Origin of the sequence: Rhodococcus sp. IEGM 1354 (assembly GCF_030056855.1) — a bacterium.
GTDB lineage: Bacteria > Actinomycetota > Actinomycetes > Mycobacteriales > Mycobacteriaceae > Rhodococcoides.
This window is the reverse complement of record NZ_JASHKT010000007.1, coordinates 214,904-235,848: the sequence shown is the minus strand read 5'-3', so window position 1 is coordinate 235,848 and position 20,945 is coordinate 214,904. Positions and strand designations below refer to the sequence as shown.

General features: G+C 66.3%; 1 protein-coding gene, 1 tRNA gene and 1 pseudogene. 2 read left to right on the top strand and 1 reads right to left on the bottom strand.

What is annotated here, in order from left to right:
• Positions 1-72: 72 nt before the first annotated feature.
• Positions 73-9,621: pseudogene (locus QM588_RS25830) on the top strand (amino acid adenylation domain-containing protein); the annotation flags it as partial.
• Between the two features lie 355 nt (positions 9,622-9,976).
• On the opposite strand, the gene QM588_RS17315 reads toward QM588_RS25830, so the two are convergent.
• A tRNA-OTHER gene (locus QM588_RS17315) sits at positions 9,977-10,083 on the bottom strand.
• Between QM588_RS17315 and QM588_RS17310 the strand changes: the two genes are divergently transcribed.
• Positions 10,036-20,940 (top strand): non-ribosomal peptide synthetase, encoded by a 10,905-nt coding sequence (locus QM588_RS17310; RefSeq protein ID WP_283315114.1) that lies wholly within the window; start codon positions 10,036-10,038, stop codon positions 20,938-20,940. The genes QM588_RS17315 and QM588_RS17310 overlap by 48 nt on opposite strands.
• The last annotated feature ends 5 nt before the right edge of the window (positions 20,941-20,945 follow it).

The window sequence follows — 20,945 nt, the reverse complement described above, 5'->3', positions numbered from 1 at the left end:
TCCGCCGCTTCGGCGGCCGGTGGGGGCGCGTGTGATTGTGGGAAAGAGAGGAATCGATTGGACCCGCTAGGTGTGGAAGGTGCTGGAGACGACGACACGGGAGTCGACAGTCGGCAGCATCCCTCGTTCCCACTGTCACCGGCCCAATTGGGGATGTGGTTCGCGCAGCATGTGGACCCCTCGGTACCTGCCAACATCGCGCAGTACGTCGAACTGCGCGGTGATCTCGACGTCGAACTGTTGCGGCGCGCATCGTCGCGCGCAGCCCTCGAACTGCAGTCCGGTTTCGTCCGTATCACCGAGATCGACGCGGAGCCACGACAGATCGTCGACCCCACCCTGGACGACTCGCTCGGACTGGTGGATCTGCGCGGCGAGAAGGACCCTCGCGCGGCCGCCCTCGAGTGGATGCATGCCGATTACAGCGCACCCATCGACATTCTTCGCGATCGACTGATCGCCGCCACTGTCCTGCGTATCGAGGACGATGTCTGGTTCTGGTACGAGCGCGTACACCACGTCGTTCTCGACGGCTTCGGAGCCGTGACCTTCATGAACCGTGCTGCGGAGCTGTACACATCCGAGGTCGACGGCACCGAACCGATGAAGAACCTGGCCTCTGATCTGACCAAGGTCTACGACATCGAGATGTCCTACCGCGATTCGAGCCGCTTCCAGGCCGATCGCGAGTACTGGGCGTCGCGGATCGACGGAATCGACGGAGTCACCACCCTCGCCGGGCACACCGCTCCGCCGGCCCCGAAGAGTCAGATCGACAGCACCGCTCTGTCTGCCGACACGATGAGCAGTCTCGATGCGCTGCGCTCCGAGACCGACACGACGATGGCGACCATCGTCATCGCCGCCTTCGCGGCGTATCTGGCCCAGATGACCGGCCGCGAGGACGTCGTGCTGTCACTGCCGGTGACCGCACGAACCACCGCGGTTCTCCGCCGCTCCGGCGGCATGGTGTCCAACGTGGTTCCGCTGCGGTTCGACGTGTCGGGCGACACCACCGTCGAAACGATGCTGGCGCGCGTCAACGCGGAGGTCTCCGGTGCACTGCGCCACCAGCGGTACCGGCACGAGGACATTCGCCGCGACGCCGGCGGCGCAAGCGGTCAGGCTGCGTTCTTCGGTCCCTGGGTCAACATCATGCTGTTCTTCGGCGAGGTGCGACTGGGATCGATGGTCGGCGGGATCAACATTCTCTCCACCGGCCTCATCGAGGATTTCGGCCTGAACCTCTACACGAGCGTCGCCGGGGCCACGACCCACATCGACTTCGAGTCCAACCCCAATCTCTACGGCCCCGATCAGTCCGGCCGCAACCACGAGCGGTTCGTCGACTTTCTCGGCCGTTTCGTGGCAGCAGCTCCGACGGACCTCGTCTGGGACCTGGCTCTGACCGACGGATCCGAGCGCGCACTGGTCGTCTCCGAGTGGAACCGCACCGAACACGAGACCACGCCCAGCACTCTGCTCACCGCCTTCGAGGCTGCTGCGGCCGCTCGTCCCGACGCCACGGCTCTGGTGTACGAGGGCGACGTCTTGACTTACGGAGAACTGTCGGCGCGGGTGAACGGCCTCGCTCGCCATCTGATCGACATGGGCGTCGGCCCGGAGACTCTCGTCGGATTGTCCATTCGACGCTCGTTCGATCTCGTCGTCGGTATGTACGCCATCGTGGCGGCCGGCGGAGCGTGGGTACCGATCGACCCGGATCATCCTGCCGAACGCACGGCCTACATTCTCGACTCCGCGCAGCCTCGGTGCGTACTGATCTCGTCGCGTGACGACGTGTCGCTGCCCGAGGGCACCGATACGGTCGCCGTCGATCTGGTCGACCTGTCCGGCCGGTCGTCCGATCCGGTCAGTGACGCGGAACGGATTGCGCCGCTTCGTGTTTCGAACACCGCGTACGTCATCTACACCTCCGGCTCCACCGGTCGCCCGAAGGGCGTCGCCGTGGAGCACGCCGCCATCCACAATCAGATGGAGTGGATGCTGGCGGAGTATCCGATGGATACCACCGATGTCTATCTGCAGAAGACGGCGACGACGTTCGACGTCTCGCTGTGGGGGTTCTTCTTGCCGCTGCGAGTGGGTGCGACGATGGTGCTCGCCACCCCGGACGGGCACCGCGACTCGGTCTACGTGGCGAACAGGATCGCCGAACATCGCGTCACGGTCACCGACTTCGTGCCCTCGATGCTGACCGTGTTCGTCGCCAACGCGCCGGCCAACACCTGTGCTTCGCTGCGTCACGTCTTCGTCATCGGCGAGGCGCTTCCGGTCGAGACGGCGGCAGCATTCCGATCCGTCGGCGCCGCAGGACTGCACAACCTCTACGGTCCCACCGAGGCGGCGGTCTCGGTCACGTATCACGAGAGCAGCCCACAGGACACGCGAACCGTACCGATCGGTGTGCCCGAGTGGAACACCAGGGCCTTCGTACTGGACAGCCGGCTGCGACCCACTCCGGTGGGAGAAGCGGGCGAGCTCTACCTCGCGGGCGTCCAGCTGGCGCGAGGCTACGTGGGTCGCCCCGACCTGAGCTCGGATCGGTTCGTGGCCAACCCCTTCGGCGACGCCGGAGAGCGGATGTACCGCACCGGCGACCTCGTTCGGTGGCGCAGCGACGGAGTGCTGGACTACATCGGACGCACCGACTTCCAGGTGAAGTTCCGTGGCCAGCGCATCGAACTGGGCGAGATCGAAACCGTGCTGCTCGCACACGAATCCATCTCGCAGGCAGTGACATTGGTCGTGCAGACGGTCACCGGCGACCAACTCGTCGCCTACGTCGTCGCCGGGCCGGGAAAGTCCATCGACTCCGCCGAGGCCATCGAATTCGCCGGGCATGCGCTGCCGTCCTACATGGTTCCCGCAGCAGTGGTCGTGCTCGATGCGCTGCCGCTCAACACCAGCGGAAAGCTCGACCGAAAAGCATTGCCGGAGCCGGTGTTCACCAGTGCCAAGAAGTACCGAGCACCGCAGAGTCGCGCGGAATACGTCGTCGCCGGAATCTACGAGGACCTGCTCGGCGCGTCCAAGGTCGGTCTGGACGAGGACTTCTTCGAGCTCGGCGGCAACTCGCTGATCGCCACGCAATTGGTGACGCGGGTCGGTGGCGCACTCGGAGTACGCCTGGGAGTGCGCGAGCTGTTCGAGGCACCCACCGTCGGCGCACTGGCCGCCCGGGCCGAGTCGTCCGCCGGTCGCGGATCCGACACCCCGATCCTCGAATCCCGGGAACGCCCCGAGCGCATCCCACTCTCGCCTGCACAGCAACGCATGTGGTTCCTCAACCGTTTCGATCCGGCCACTGCGGTGTACAACCTGCCGTTCTCGGTCCATCTGAGCGGCCCACTCGACGTGAGTGCCCTGTCGGCTGCCTTCGCGGACGTCGTGGAACGGCACGAGACGCTGCGCACCGTGTACCCGGAGGTGGACGGATCGCCCGAGCAGGTCGTGCTCAACGCGGCCAGGACACCGGCCACGATCACCCCGATCCGCATCGAACGACACGAGCTCGGTGGCCGACTGCACGAGTTGGTGGCCAAGGGCTTCGACGTCACGATCGACACGCCGTTCCGAATCGCGTTGTTCGAGATGTCGCCCACCGAGTACGAACTGGCGATGGTCCTGCATCACATCGCTGCCGACGGAGCGTCCTTCGGACCGTTGGCGCGCGACGTCCTGCTGGCCTACTCGAGTCGGATACAGGGCCGCGCTCCCGAGTGGACGCCGCTCGAGATCCAGTACGCCGACTACGCGCTCTGGCAACGTGCGGTACTCGGTCCCGAAACCGATCCGCACTCCCTTGCTGCACGCGAAATCGCCTACTGGAGTGCCACTCTCGAGGATCTACCCGATCAGCTGGCGTTGCCGTCGAGTAGGCCACGCCCGGCCGTGTCGTCCAATGCAGGCAGCAAGCTGCGCATCGAGATTCCGGCCCGGCTGCACGTCGCTCTGGCCGATCTCGCGCGCGCGAACAACTCGTCGCTGTTCATGGTGATGCAGTCGGCGTACGCGCTGTTGCTGGCTCGATTGAGCGGCACCACCGACATTGCCATCGGCGCGCCGGTGGCCGGTCGCGGAGAGCCGGCACTCGACGACCTCGTCGGAATGTTCGTCAACACGTTGGTACTTCGTACCGACGTCGATCCGGCACTGTCGTTCGAGCAACTGCTCGCCCGCGTCCGCGACACGGATCTGTCGGCATTCGCGCATGCCGACGTTCCGTTCGAGCGCCTGGTCGAGGTTCTCAATCCGGTCCGCTCGACATCACGGCACCCGTTGTTCCAGGTGGCGCTCTCCCTGGAATCGGCCATGTCTCGTGAACTCACCGTCGGTGGGCTACGTGCTGTGGCCGCCGAATTCGACGTCCCGATAGCGAAATTCGACCTCCAGCTGTGGCTCACCGAACATCAGGTCGACGGAACCGCCGCAGGTATCGACGCGGTGTTCGAGTACGCAACCGACCTGTTCGACGCCGATCTGGTCGACAGTTTCGCGCGACGCTTCCTGGGAATTCTGGACGCAGTCACCACCGACGCGTCGGTCCCGGTCGGCGACGTCGACATCGTGGACGCCGCCGAGTACGAGTCCGTCGTGTCCACCTGGAACGTGTCCGGGCCGGACGTCTCTCGCGACGTGACCCTGATCGACCTGCTCGACGCCGCGGCCTCGGCACGGTCGGACGGAGTGGCCGTGCGCTTCGGCGACACGTCGCTGACGTACGCGGAGTTCGATGCCCGCACCAACAGCCTTGCCCGCGTGCTGATCTCGCACGGCGTCGGCCCCGAGAGCCTCGTCGCGGTCGCCCTGCCCAGGTCGGCGGAACTCGTCGTCGCGCTGGTCGCGGTGGTGAAAGCCGGTGGCGGTTACCTCCCCGTCGATCCGAGCTACCCGCTGGACCGCGTCGAGTACATGCTCGACGACGCGCGTCCGACATCGATTCTCTTCTCGGGAACAGATCCGATCGAGCTGCCCGCGGACGTCGAAACTCGCATCGGCGCAACGTTCGTCGACATCGACACGGTCGATCTGTCGTCGATGTCGGACGCTCCGGTGACCGACACCGATCGCATTCGCCCGCTCCGACCCACCAACGTCGCGTACGTCATCTACACCTCCGGTTCGACCGGTCGTCCCAAGGGTGTCCTGGTGCCGCACCGCAACGTGGTTCGGCTGCTCGCGAACACCGATGCGGTCTACGGCTTCGGAGCCGACGACGTGTGGACGATGTTCCATTCCTATGCGTTCGACTTCTCGGTGTGGGAACTGTGGGGTCCGTTGCTCTACGGCGGAACTCTGGTGGTCGTCGACTACTTCACCTCGCGTTCGCCCGAGGCATTCCACCAGCTGCTCGTGGACGAACGAGTGACGGTGCTCAACCAGACTCCGTCGGCGTTCTACCAACTGTCCGAGGCCGACCGCACGGCGGCCTCGACCGGCGGTGAGCTGTCATTGCGCTACGTGATCTTCGGCGGCGAGGCCCTCGAACAGCGTCGATTGAGCGGCTGGTTCGAGCGGCACGGCGATCGTGCGCCGCAGCTGATCAACATGTACGGCATCACCGAGACTACGGTGCACGTGTCGTATCAGGCGTTGGGCTCCGCGTCCGTCGCAACGACCGCATCGGTGGTCGGCAAGCCCATCGCAGGGTTGCGCGTCTACGTTCTCGATACCCGGCTCCATCCGGTCCCGGTCGGCGTCCCCGGCGAGATGTACGTTGCCGGTGGACAATTGGCGCGCGGGTACCTGGGCCGCTCACCGCTCACCGCGGTGCGGTTCGTGGCCGATCCGTTCGCCGCCGGCTCCGATGCCGGGTCGATGCTGTACCGCACCGGCGATCTGGCGCAGTGGAACGCGTCAGGCGAGCTCGAGTATCTGGGCCGCTCCGACGATCAGGTCAAGGTTCGCGGCTTCCGAATCGAGTTGGGTGAGGTCGAGGCCGCGGTCACCGCGCACCCCGCCGTCACCCAGGCCGCCGTCGTCGTCCGTGAGGATTCGCCCGGGGCAGCCCGATTGGTGGCCTACGTGGTCTCGGCGTTGGCGAACGGTCGGCCGACCCTGGACCTCGAGGATCTGCGAACCGGTATCGCCGAACTGTTGCCGGAGTACATGGTCCCGTCGGCGTTCGTTGCGCTGGAGACGATCCCGTTGACGGTCAACGGAAAGCTGGACCGGCGCGCACTGCCTGCGCCGGTGTTCGAGGTGCGAGATTTCCGCGCGCCGACGACACCGATCGAAGAGATAGTCGCCGACGTCTTCGCGGAGGTCCTCGGCGTCGAGCGGGTGGGACTGGACGACGACTTCTTCGAGCTCGGTGGCAACTCGCTGATCGCGACCCAGGTGGTCTCGCGGCTCGGAGTCGCTCTCGACGCCACCGTGCCGGTGCGCATGCTGTTCGAGGCGTCGACGGTCGCTCTGCTCGCGGTGCGCGTCGAACAGGCCGCGGGGGAGGGTGGACGGACTGCATTGGTTGCGACCGTCCGGCCGGAGCGCATCCCGTTGTCGCTTGCACAGCAACGCATGTGGTTCCTCAACCGGTTCGACGTCGACTCCGCCGCGTACAACATTCCGTTCGCGCTGAAGCTGACCGGTGACCTGGATGTCGCCGCACTGCAGGTCGCCATCATGGATGTCATCGACCGGCACGAGTCTCTGCGCACCGTCTATCCCGACACCGCGCACGGACCGCAGCAGTCCATTCTCGACGCCGCGCAAACGGTGCCGAACCTGATGCCGATTCCGACCTCGGCAGCGGACATTCAGCGGCAGGTCTTCGCGCTCGCGTCGACAACGTTCGACGTGACCGTCAACGTGCCGATCCAGGCCCGACTGTTCGAGATCGGTCCACGCGAACACGTGATCGCCATGGTGGTCCACCACATCTCGGCCGACGGCTGGTCGATGGGACCGCTGGCCCGAGACATCATGATCGCCTACGCCTCGCGCACCGCGTGGGAGAACCCGGCCTGGATGCCGTTGGAAGTGCAGTACGCCGACTACAGCCTGTGGCAACGTTCGGTTCTGGGCTCCGAGGACGATCCGCAATCGCTGATCTCCGGTCAGGTGAACTACTGGGCCGACATCCTCGCCGGCCTACCCGACCAGCTCGATCTGCCGACCGATCGGCCGCGCCCCAGCCGCCAGTCCTACCAAGGCGCCTCCATCGGATTCGACGTGCCCGCTGATGTGCACCAGGGACTGTCCGCCCTGGCACACACCCACAACGCATCGCTGTTCATGGTCGTCCACGCCGCACTGGCCGTGCTTCTGGCCCGTCTGTCCGGGACCGAGGACATCGCCATCGGTACCCCGGTCGCCGGCCGCGGTGACGCAGCGCTCGACGACGTGGTCGGCATGTTCGTCAACACGCTCGTCCTGCGCACCGACATCGACTCCGGGCGCACGTTCTCCGAGCAGATCGGCCGCGCGCGCGAGGTAGCGCTCGGAGCCTTCGGACACGCCGATCTACCGTTCGAGCGTCTGGTCGAGGTCCTGAACCCGTCTCGGTCGCAGGCTCGACACCCGCTGTTCCAAGTGATGCTCTCGTTCGAGAACCTCACCCGTACACACGTAGATCTGCCGGGGCTGTCGGTGGACAGCGTCGCCCTCGACGCCGAGGTCGCCAAGTTCGACCTGCAGCTCACCGTGACCGAGTCCATCGGACTGGACGGCCGCGGACAGGGCATGGCCGCCGAACTAACTTACGCGACAGACCTTTTCGATGCCGAGACCGTACGCGGATTCGCCGACCGATTCGTGCGGATGCTCACGGCCGTGGTGTCCGATTCGTCGGTGGCCGTCGGCGACATCGATCTGCTCGACGACGGCGAGCACGATCGTGTGGTGGCCGGGTGGAACGACACCGAACACGAGGTCCCCTCCGGCGTCACGCTGGTGGACCTGTTCGACCGACAGGTTGCCCTGACCCCGGACGCAACTGCGTTGGTCTTCGAGGGCGAGCAGCTGACGTACGCCGAGTTCGACGCGCGAGTCAACCGTCTTGCGCGGCATCTGGTGTCGCTGGGCGTCGGGCCCGACACGTTGGTCGGCCTCGCGATCGCCCGCAGCCTCGACCTGTTCGTCGGCATGTATGCGATCGTCAAGGCCGGGGCCGGATACGTGCCGATCGACCCGACCCAACCGGCGGATCGCAACGACTACATCGTGGCCACCGCGGCACCGATCCGGGTGTTGTCCACCGTGCGCGATCACGTCGAATTCCCCGGCGTCGACACGATTGACATCGACACGCTCGATACTTCGAGCCTGTCGTCGGAACCGTTGCGCGACAACGATAGACGCGCCCCACTGCGTTCGCGGAACCTCGCGTACGTCATCTTCACGTCGGGTTCGACGGGCCGTCCCAAGGGTGTCGGGGTGTCGCACGACGCGATCGTCAACCGACTCCTATGGATGCAGGGCGAATACGCCCTGACTCCACGCGACGTGGTGCTGCAGAAGACGCCGTCCACTTTCGACGTGTCGGTGTGGGAGTTCTTCTGGGCGCTCCAGGTCGGTGCCTCGGTGGTGATCGCCGTTCCCGACGGTCACCGAGATCCCATCTACTTGCTCGATGTCATTGCACGCGAACGTGTTTCGGTGGTGCACTTCGTGCCGTCGATGATGTCGGTGTTCGTACCCGAAGTCGAGCGGCGTCGCAGCGCGGGAGCCTCGCTCCGGCTGATGTTCGCCTCCGGCGAGGCCCTGCCGCCCACCACCGCTCGCGCACTGCGGCGTGCGGTCGCCTCGGTGGAACTGCACAACTTGTACGGACCCACCGAGGCTGCCGTGGACGTGACGTATCACGCGGTCACGGATTCGGATTCCGACGTCATGCCGATCGGTGCTCCGGTCTGGAACACTGCTGTCTACGTGCTGGATTCGCGACTGCATCCGACCCCGGTCGGTGTTGCAGGTGAGCTCTATCTCGCCGGTACTCAGCTCGCGCGCGGCTATGTGGGACGCCCCGACCTGACCGCGGACAGGTTCGTCGCCCACCCGTTCGCCGATGGCGGCGCGCGGCTGTACCGCACCGGCGACGTCGTGCGCTGGAATCGCGACGGCGAGCTCGAATACGTCGGACGTTCCGACTTCCAGGTCAAGTTGCGCGGCCTGCGCATCGAACTGGGTGAGATCGAAACGGCGCTGCTCGCCCAGCGGTCGGTCTCTCAAGCCGTAGTCGTGGTCCGCCGCGACCAACTCGTCGGATACGTGGTTCCTTCGGGGGTGTCGGTCGACACCGGAGCCGTTCTGTCGGCGCTACGCGGCCGTCTGGCGGAGTACATGGTGCCGTCGACACTGATCGTGCTGCCCGAGTTCCCGCTCGGCGCCAGCGGAAAGCTCGACCGAAAGGCGTTGCCCGACCCCGCATTCGAGGTCACCGAGTACCGCGAACCGACCAACGACATCGAACGCACCGTCGCCGAGGTGTACGCCCAGGTGCTCGGCGTCGAGCGCGTGGGTCTCGACGACGACTTCTTCGAGCTGGGCGGAAACTCGCTCATCGCCACGCAACTCGTGTCCCGACTCGGCGTCGCGCTGGACACCCGGATCGCCGTTCGCGAGCTGTTCGACGCGTCCTCGGTGGCCGACCTCGCAGCCAGACTGGGCACCCTGGTCGCCACCGGCAGCAGGCCGCCGCTGGTACCGCAGCAGCGTCCGCAGCACATTCCGCTGTCGCTGGCGCAACAGCGGATGTGGTTCCTCAACAAGTTCGACGTCGAATCGGCGGCCAACAACATCCCGATCGCCGTCCGGTTGTCCGGTCTGCTCGACCGCCGAGCCATGCAGATCGCGGTCGCGGACGTCGTCGCCAGGCACGAGTCTCTGCGGACGGTGTTCCCGGAGACCGACGGCACGGCTCATCAGGTGATCGTCGACGCGCAGACGGCCACACCGGAATTGACGCCGATCGAAATTTCCGCGCATCAGGTGGCCGATGCCATGCGCGAGCTGGCGACGACAGGATTCGACCTGTCGAAGGACCTCCCGTTCCGTACTCGGTTGTTCGAGGTGAGCCCCACCGAGCACCTGCTGGTGTTCGTGGTGCACCACATCGCCGCCGATGGTTTCTCGCTCGGCCCACTCACTCGCGACGTCATGAATGCCTATGCGGCGCGGTCGATGAACCAGGAGCCGTACTGGACTCCGCTTCCGGTCGACTACGCCGACTACAGCCTGTGGCAGCGCGAGGTGCTGGGCTCCGAGGACGACCCCACGTCCGTGGTCTCGCAGCAGATCGACTACTGGACGACGACGTTGGCCGGTCTGCCGGATCAGCTCGATGTGCCCTCCGACCGTCCCAGGCCGGCGGTGGCATCGAACAGCGGTGCGCTGGTGCGTTTCTCGATCGACGGAGAACTGCATCGCGCTCTGATCGAGGCGTCCCGACGTGAGAACGCGTCGCTGTTCATGCTGGTGCACACCAGCCTTGCCGTACTGCTGTCGCGGTTGTCCGGCGAGACCGACATCGCCATCGGCACACCGGTCGCGGGCCGCGGTGAGGCCGCGCTCGACGACCTGATCGGCATGTTCGTCAACACCCTCGTGCTCCGAACGGAGATCGACACCGCGCGCAGGTTCGACCAGGTACTGGCCGATGCTCGCGAGACCGATCTGTCGGCGCTCGCGCACGTGGACGTTCCGTTCGAGCGTCTGGTGGAGATCCTCAACCCGGTACGTTCCACGGCACGTCATCCCCTCGTTCAGGTGGTGCTCGCGTTCCAGAACCTGGGTCAGAAGGATCTCGAACTACCGGGACTGTCGGTCTCGGGCGTCGACTTCGAGACCCTGGTTGCACTGTTCGACCTGCAGTTCACGTTCGTCGAATCGTTCGGGCCCAGTGGCGCGGCGCAGGGTATGACGTTCGATGTCACCTACGCCACCGACCTGTTCGACGAGTCCACGGTGGTCACCCTGGGTGAGCGTCTGATCAAGGTCCTCGAATCCGTCGCCGACAATCTCTCGACCGTCGTGGGCGACATCGAACTGCTCGACGACGTCGAGTACAAGCGCGTGCTCGACGACTGGAACGACACCGACCACGACGTCGACCGGTCGCAGACGCTGGCCTCGCTCGGGCGGTCGGTCGAATCCGACGGAACCGCACTGGTTTTCGGTGACGAGTCGGTGTCCTACGGCGAGTTCGACGCACGGGTGGCTCGTCTTGCGCGGTACCTCGTCGACCGTGGTGTCGGGCCCGAGACCACCGTGGCGATCGCTGCCCGTCGTTCGGTGGAGCTCCTCGTCGGAATTCACGCGATCGTCGCGGCGGGCGGTGCCTACGTACCGATCGACCCGGATCAGCCTGCCGAGCGAATTGCGCACATCCTGCGCACCGCGGCACCGGTGTGCGTACTGAGCACGTCACGAGACTCGGTGGATGCCGACGGGCTCGACGTGATCGACATCGACGTTCTCGACCTGTCCGGGGTCTCCGATGCACCGATCACCGACGCGGACCGAATCGGTGCACTCGCACCGACGAACACCGCATACGTCATCTTCACGTCCGGGTCGACCGGGCAGCCGAAGGGTGTGGCCGTCACACACGAGGCAATCGTCAACCGCCTGCTATGGATGCAGTCGGAGTACGAGCTCGTCGCCGACGATGTCGTGTTGCAGAAGACTCCCGTCACGTTCGACGTGTCGGTGTGGGAACTGTTCTGGCCGTTGCAGATCGGGGCGACGCTGGTCATCGCGAAGCCGGACGGGCACCGAGACCCGCAGTACCTGCTCGAGACCATCGAGGCGCACTCGGTCACGACGGCACACTTCGTGCCGTCGTTGCTAGAGGTCTTCGTCGCCGTCGTCGCAGCCGAGCAGTCCTCGTCGGCTGCGTCGCTGCGGACGCTGTTCGCCTCCGGTGAGGCGCTGCCCGCCGAGGTCGGCGAACGCGTCCGACGCGTCCTGCCGGGCGTGGCGCTGCACAACCTCTACGGACCCACCGAAGCGGCTGTCGACGTCACTTATCACGAGGTGTCGAAGGCGGACGTCGACCTGGTTCCGATCGGTGTTCCGGTGTGGAACACCAGAACCTACGTCCTCGACTCCCGACTGTCCCCGGTTGCTCCCGGGGTCGCAGGTGAGCTCTATCTCGCCGGAGTCCAACTGGCCCGCGGCTACCTCGGTCGAGTGGATCTGACGGCAGATCGATTCCTGCCGGATCCGTTCGGCGAACCGGGTTCTCGTATGTATCGCACCGGCGATCTGGTGCGCTGGCGGGAGTCCTCGTCTCACACCGGGCGTCTGGAGTATCTGGGCCGCACCGACTTCCAGGTCAAGTTGCGTGGTTTGCGCATCGAACTCGGGGAGATCGAGACCGTGCTGCGCCGGCACCCGTCGGTGGAGTCGGCCGTGGTGCTGGTTCGCCAGACGGCCGTTGCCGGAGATCAACTGGTCGCCTATGTCGTCCCGGCCGCCGGTGCGACCGTCGACGTGGCCGACCTGACGGCGTTCGCCGCCCGCTCGCTCGCCGGATACATGGTTCCGGCTGCGACCGTCGTGCTCGACGCACTTCCGCTGACCGCCAACGGCAAGCTCGACCGGCGCGCGCTCCCGGCACCGGATATCGAGCAGCGTGCCTTCCGCGCTCCGACGACCACGTCGGAAATCGTGGTGTCGCAGGTGTTCCGCGACGTGCTCGGCGTCGATGTCGTCGGAGCCGACGACGAGTTCTTCGCTCTCGGCGGTAACTCGCTCGTGGCGACCAGGGTGGCGTCGCGCATCGGTGCCGCGACGGACACCACGGTCAGTGTTCGGACCATTTTCGAGGCGTCGACGGTGTCGGCTCTGGCGGCGAAGCTGGACGAACTCTCGGGATCGGGACGAAAGATTCCGCTCGTGCGCACCGAGTTGCCGGACTTCGTTCCGCTGTCGCTCGCACAGCGCCGGATGTGGTTCCTCAACCGGTTCGACGTCGATTCGGCGACGGAAAACCTGCCCGTCGCCATCGAACTGATCGGTGACCTCGACGTCGCCGCGCTGCGCTCTGCCGTGGCCGACGTGATCGAACGGCACGAATCGCTGCGCACCGTCTACCCCGAGGTGGACGGGGTGGCGTCCCAGGTGATCGTCCCCGCAGCGCAGGTAGCTCCGGAGCTGGCACCGACGAAGGTCACCGCCGCCGACGTCACCGCCGCCCTGGCCGAATTCTTCGTGCAGGGTTTCGACGTCACGGCCGCACCCCCACTCCGCGCCATCCTGCTCGAGCTCGACTCGAACCGGCACGTGCTGGCCCTGGCCACACATCACATTGCCGCAGACGGTTTCTCGATCGGACCGATGACTCGCGACCTCATGATCGCGTACGCGGCCCGGAGTGCAGGAAACGAACCGGGTTGGGCACCGCTCGCGGTTCGCTACGCCGACTACACCCTGTGGCAGCAGACCGTGCTCGGTTCCGAGAGCGATCCCGATTCACCGGTGTCCGGCCAGATCCGACATTGGACGCGAACGCTGTCGGGACTGCCGGACGAGAGCACGTTCCCCGGCGACCGAGTGCGTCCCGATCGGTCGTCCTACCGCGGCGGCAACGTTCGGCTGACGCTCGATGCGCAGACGCATGCGCGCCTCGGTGCGGTCGCTCGCGTCAATCAGAGCTCACTGTTCATGGTGTTGCACGCTGGTCTCGCGGTGTTGCTCTCCCGGTTGTCGGGCGAAACCGACATCGCCATCGGTACTCCGGTCGCCGGTCGCGGTGAGGCGGCACTCGACGACGTCATCGGTATGTTCGTCAACACCCTCGTGCTGCGGACCGAGATCGATCCCGGTGCTGCCTTCACCGAATTGCTCGCCCGGACGCGCAACACCGATCTGTCGGCGTTCGCGCACGCGGAGGTGCCGTTCGAGCGACTCGTCGAGGTACTCGACCCACCGAGGTCGGCCGCGCGGCATCCGCTGATCCAGGTGATGCTCACCGTGCAGAACATGGAGCAGACCGAACTCGAGCTCCCGGGTCTGACCGTGCGCGGAGTCGATCTCGACGTCGAGACGGCGAAGTTCGACATCCAGTTCACGTTCACCGAGAACCAGGCGGACGGCACCTCGGCCATCGACGTGACGTTCGCCCGTGATCTCTACGACGACGACACAGCGCGCGCGTTCGGTGAGCGCCTGATCCGCGTGCTGGAGTCGGTCGGTACCGATGCCGAGCAGCCCGTCGGGGACATCCCGGTGATGGATACGGCCGAGCGCGATCACGTTCTCGCCCTTGCCCAGGACGCACCGGCGGTCGCGGATTCTGCCGACTCCATCGTCTCCCTGTTCGCGGCCAGGGTCGCGGAGAACCCGGACGCGGCCGCCGTCGTGTTCGACGGTCGCTCGCGCACGTACGGAGACATCGACACCGAGTCGACGGCACTGGCGAGAGTTCTTGTAGCACAGGGTGTCGGCCGCGAATCCGCGGTCGCAGTCGTACTGCCTCGCACGGCCGATCTCGTGGTGGCGCTGCTCGCGGTGCTCAAGGCCGGAGGTGCATACGTACCGATCGATCCGTCGTACCCGGCCGATCGCATCGAGTTCGTGCTCGCCGACTCGCGTCCCGCCGCGGTACTGACCTGGACCGGTGTCGAGGTCGCGCTACCGCCGGAACTGCCCAGGGTCGACATGGACACCCCAGCGGACGATTCCCAGTTCGCAACGGGCGTCCTTCCCGCGGTGACGGCCGCAGAAGCTGCGTACGTCATCTACACCTCGGGTTCGACCGGCACCCCCAAGGGCGTCGTCGTCCCGCACCGCAACGTCGTCCGTCTGCTGGCGAACACCCAGCGGCACTTCGATTTCGGCCCCGCCGACGTCTGGACTCTGTTCCACTCGTACGCGTTCGACTTCTCCGTGTGGGAACTGTGGGGCCCGCTCACCACGGGTGGCACCGTCGTCGTGGTCGACTACTTCACGTCGAGGTCGCCGGAAGCGCTGCGCGAGTTGTTGATTCGCGAACGGGTGACCGTGCTCAATCAGACCCCGTCTGCCTTCTATCAGTTCGACCAGGCCGACCGCACGGCATCGGGTGCTGCCGAGTACGCGCTGCGCTACGTCGTCTTCGGCGGAGAAGCGTTGGAGCTGCGTCGATTGAGCGGTTGGTTCGATCGGCACGGTGATCGGTCCCCGCAGCTGGTCAACATGTACGGCATCACCGAAACCACCGTCCACGTCTCGCATCGGGCGCTCGACGCGCAGGCGGCCGCGGAGGCATCGGGGTCACTGGTGGGTCGGGCGATCTCCGGGTTGTCGGTGTACGTGTTGGATGCGCGACTCGGCCTCGTGCCGGCGGGTGTCCCGGGAGAGATGTACGTCTCGGGCGGTCAGGTGGCACGGGGATACCTGGGTCGGCCGGACCTGACGGCGACACGATTCGTGGCAGATCCCTTCGCAGGCGACGGATCCGTGCTCTATCGCACCGGCGACGTCGCCCGGTGGTCGCCCACCGGCGAGCTCGAATTCGTCGGGCGCGCAGACGATCAGGTCAAGATCCGCGGCTTCCGCATCGAACTGGGCGAAGTCGAATCGTCGGTTCTGTCGGCTCCGGCCGTCGGACAGGCCGCGGTGATCGTGCGCGAGGACGTTCCTGGTGCCGCGCGCCTGGTCGCTTACCTGGTGCCCACAACCGGTTTCACGATCGATGTCGACGCCGTCCGTGCGTCGGTGGCCGAGCAGCTCCCCGAGTACATGGTCCCGTCGGCGTTCGTGGTGCTCGACGCAATTCCGTTGACCACCAACGGAAAGCTGGACCGACGAGCGTTGCCCGAACCGGCCGCGCGGACTCGCGAGTTCCGGCAGCCGACGACTCCGATCGAGTCGATGGTCGCCGAGGTGTTCGCCGACGTCCTCGGTCTCGACCGGGTCGGCCTCGACGACGACTTCTTCGAACTCGGTGGCAACTCGCTGGTGGCCACCCAGGTGGTGTCCCGGCTCGGTGCCTCCGCCGACACGACGGTCCCGGTCCGGGCACTGTTCGAGGCCCCGACGGTCGCGGCACTCGCGGCGAGGGTCGAGCAGGGCTCGGGCGCGCGGCCGGCGCTGGTGCCGGGGCCTCGTCCCGATCGAGTTCCACTCTCGCTCGCGCAGCAGCGGATGTGGTTCCTCAACCGGTTCGACTCGGACTCGACGGCGTACAACATCCCGTTCGCTCTGCGGCTGAGCGGCGATCTGAACGTCGGCGCGTTGCAGAGCGCGGTCACTGACGTCATCGAGCGGCACGAGACACTGCGATCGGTGTACCCGGATTCACCCGAGGGACCGCATCAGGTGGTCGTGCCGATGTCCCAGGTGCCGACGACTCTCGACGTGATCGACACCGACGCGGAATCGGTGACCGCCCGGGTGCTGGAACTGTTGGCATCGACGTTCGACGTCACCGCAGAGGTCCCGCTGAAGACCTCGCTGTTCCGAGTCTCCGCCACCGAGTTCGTACTGGCGATGGTGGTCCACCACATCAGCGCCGACGGTCTGTCGATGATGCCGTTGTCGACCGACGTCATGACGGCCTATGCCGCCCGTACCCGGCAGTCCGATCCCGCATGGGCACCGCTGCCGGTGCAGTACGCCGACTACGCGCTCTGGCAACGCGACGTCCTCGGGTCCGAGGATGACGCCGAATCGATTGCAGCGCAACAGATTCGGTACTGGTCTGCCGCTCTGTCGGAGTTGCCCGAGCAGATCGAGCTACCTCTCGACCGCCCGCGTCCGGCCAGCCAGACCTTCCGGGGTAATCGCATCGATTTCCGAATCGACGTCGACGCGCACGCCCGGCTCGCGGAACTCGCACGCGCGCACAACGCCACCGTCTTCATGGCCGTGCATGCGGCCTTCGCGGTACTGCTCTCGCGGATCTCGGGGTCCTCGGACATCGTCGTGGGTACACCCATCGCAGGTCGCGGCGAGGCCGAGATCGAGAATCTCGTCGGCATGTTCGTCAATACCCTGGTGTTGCGACTCGATGTTCCGGGCGAGGCGACCTTCGGTGATCTCCTCGACGCCGCACGTGAAACCGATCTGCAGGCGTTCGCCAACTCGGACATCCCGTTCGAGCGGCTCGTCGACGTGGTCAACCCCACGCGCTCGACGGCTCGGCACCCGCTGTTCCAGGTCGGCTTCTCGTTCCAGAACTTCGCTCGCCGCGAGTTCGAGCTCGACGGGTTGGAAATCTCGGCGCTCGACACCGAGACCGGCAACTCCCAGTTCGATCTGCATCTGATCGTGTCCGATGCCCAGCAGGGCGACGGCGCGGCAGGTGGCTTCGATGCCCTGCTGACCTACGCGACGGATCTGTTCGACGAGAGCACCGCCCGTTCACTCGTGGCCCGCTTCGAGGCCGTGCTGGCCGCCGTCGTGGCGTCGCCGTCGACACCCATCGGCGATCTCGATGTGCTGCTGGACGGCGAGCGATCTGCGATCGTCGAGGACTGGAACGACACGGTTCACGATTTCGGTGCCGTCGAAGGGACGACTCTGCCCGATCTGTTCGGTGCAGCCGCCGAACGCGACCGCGCTGCAGTCGCACTCGTCCACGACGACGGCGTGGTGACGTACGGAGAGTTCGCCGAGCGGGTCTCGCAGCTCGCGCGTCACCTGATCGGCATGGGTGTCGGGCCGGAAGTGCCTGTCGGCCTTGCCATTCGGCGCTCGGTCGATCTCCTCGTCGGCATGTATGCCATCTCGACAGCAGGCGGGGCGTACGTTCCGATCGATCCCGACCAGCCGGCCGAGCGCAACGCGTCGGTCCTCGAGACAGCCGCTCCCGCGTGCATTCTGATCTCCGGCGATGTGGGTGCCGAGATCACCGATGCTGCTCCGATCGTGGATCTGGCCCGGTTCGACGCCGATGCCTACTCGGGTGCTCCGGTGGACGCGTCCGAACGCACCGGGGTGCTCACCGCAGCCAACACCGCGTACGTCATCTTCACGTCCGGGTCGACCGGTCGGCCGAAGGGCGTTGCGGTCTCGCACGGTGCCGTCGTCAACCAGCTGAACTGGCTGCGTGCGGAGTACGCACTCGACGAGACCGACGCAGCGCTGCTCAAGACCGCAGCCACGTTCGACCTGTCGGTGTGGGAGTTCTGGTCGCAGCTGACCTCCGGCGGGCGGCTCGTCGTGGCCGAGGCCGACGGTCATCGCGACCCCGACTACCTGCTGAATCTGATTCGCACACAGTCGGTGACGACACTGCACCTGGTGCCGTCGATGCTGTCCATGCTCGGCACCGTCGCCGCGGGCCAGGTGTCGCCGAGCCTGCGGCGAGTGCTGGCGATCGGTGAGGCACTGCCTGCGGCCGCCGCACAGGAGTTCCGCAAGCGGAACGGGTCGACCGAACTGCACAACCTGTACGGGCCGACCGAGGCAGCGGTGTCGGTGACCGCGCACGCGGTGACGGACGCCGACACGACCGCGGTGCCGATCGGTGTTCCCGAGGCGAACACGACGTTGTTCGTTCTCGACTCGCGGTTGCATCCGGTGCCTGCGGGCGTCAGTGGCGAGCTCTACCTGGCGGGCGCGCAGCTGGCGCGCGGCTACTTCGGGCGCGCGGACCTGACGTCGGAGCGATTCGTCGCCAATCCATTCGACGCGAACGGTTCTCGGATGTACCGCACCGGCGACCTGGTGCGCTGGCGGATGCCCGTCGTCGACGGAACGGCCGCCCCGGCGCACCTCGAATACATCGAACGTGCCGACTTCCAGGTCAAGATTCGCGGATTCCGCATCGAGCTCGGTGAGATCGAAGCGGCCCTGCGGTCGCAGCCGGCAGTGGCAGATTCGGCCGTCGTGGTGCACAGCGGCGAGTCCATGGGTGACCAATTGGTGGCCTACGTCGTCGGCCGGGCCGGAGAGGTCGTCGATGTCGCGCACGTCGAATCCGAACTCTCGCATCTCGTTCCGTCGTACATGGTGCCTGCGGCATTCGTGGTGCTCGAAGCGCTACCGCTCAATGCCAACGGAAAGCTGGACCGAAAGGCGCTGCCCGCGCCGCACTTCGAGGCAGCCGAGTTCCGCGCACCGGTCACCCCGATCGAGGAGATCGTCGCGGCGACCGTCGCCGAACTGCTCGGGCTGGACCGCGCCGGGCTGGACGACGACTTCTTCGCCCTCGGCGGAAACTCGTTGATCGCAACCCAATTGGTCTCACGTCTGGGCCAGGCTCTCGACGCGCAGATTCCCGTGCGATCGGTGTTCGCGGCGTCCACGGTGGCGGGCCTCGCTGCACACATCGCTCCGCTCGTCGGCGGCGGTGCCCGCCGGGAACTGACGGTTCGCGAGCGTCCCGATCGACTTCCCCTGTCGATCGCCCAGGAACGGATGTGGACGATCAACCGCATCGACCCGGGCTCGTCCGCGTACAACATCCCCGTTGCGGTGCGCTTGACCGGTGCTCTCGACATCGTCTCGCTCCGCGGCGCGTTCGACGATGTACTCGGCCGCCACGAGATCCTGCGGACGGCGTACCCGGACTCGGTCGACGGCCCGGTGCAGCAGATCGGTGGCGTTGGTGATGTCGGGGTGGATCTCGAACCCGAACGGGTGGCACCGGATGCCGTGGTGTCCCGCCTGACCGACGTCCTGGGTGCGGGATTCGACGTGACGAAGACCGTCCCGGTCCGGGCTGCGCTGCTGCAGGTCGGCGACGACGAACACGTCCTCGCCGTGGTGGCTCACCACATCGCCGCCGACGGATTCTCGATGGGGCCGTTGATCCGCGATGTCATGGTCGCTTACACCGCTCGGGTGGCGGGGGAGATGCCGTCGTGGGCACCGCTGCCGGTGCAGTACGCCGATTTCGCGCTGTGGCAGCGTGACGTACTCGGCCGCGAGGACGACCCGGACAGTCCGCTGGCGAAGCAGCTGGCCTACTGGACCGCCGAGCTGGCGGGAGCGCCGGAACAACTGGCACTGCCGCTCGACCGCCCACGGCCACCTCGACCGACCATGGAAGGCGCGTCGTACGGCTTCACGTTCGGTTCCGACGTGGCGTCGGCCATCGAGAAGATCGCCCGCGAGCATGCGGCGACGACGTTCATGGTGGTGCACAGCGCGTTCGCGGTTCTGTTGGGCCGGTTGAGCAACTCGTCGGACATCAGCATCGGCACTCCGACCGCAGGACGCGGCGAGGAGCAACTGGACGACCTGGTCGGCATGTTCGTCAATACGTTGGTGCTGCGCACGCAGATCGATCCGAACGGGACGTTCCTCGACCTGGTGCGTCAGGCGAAGGACAAGGACCTCGCGGCGTTCGGCCACGCGGACGTTCCGTTCGAGCGGCTGGTCGATGCGCTCGGCCGCGCCCGGTCGAGCGCCTACACACCGCTGTTCCAGGCGATGTTGACGTTCCAGAACCATGCGACGGGCACGTTCGAGTTGCCGGGCCTGCAGGTGCAGGCGCTGCCGGCAGGCGACGATCAGGCGAAGTTCGACCTTCAGCTGACCGCCGTCGAGAACTTCGACGAGACCGGAGCGCTGCAGGACATCGAGGCGACGTTCACCTACGCGACGTCGATCTTCGACGAATCGACGATAGCGACGTTCGCCGAGCGGCTGTCGAAGATTCTGCGGACGGTCGTCTCCGATCCCGAGGTGGTGCTGCGATCCATCGACATCCTCACAGACGAGGAGAAGGCCGAGTTCGCGCCGCGCGCCAAGCCGAAGACGGTCGACGACCTACCGCAGTTGATTGCCGACGCAGCGGCGACCGCGCCCGATGCGGTGGCACTGGAGCACGAATCGACGAGTGTCGATTTCGCGGCCCTGAACGCGAAATTGACGCAGATGTCGGCGACGATGGGCGCGGCGATGAAGCCGCAGGCTCTGGTGACGGTCACGCTGTCCGCACTGATTCCGGGCATCTTGCCCGCCCTCGGTGCAGAGGGGTTGTCGACCGCTCTGGCATCGTTGATCCAACGGGCGGAGTCGGTGATCGCGTCGTCGTGACGAAA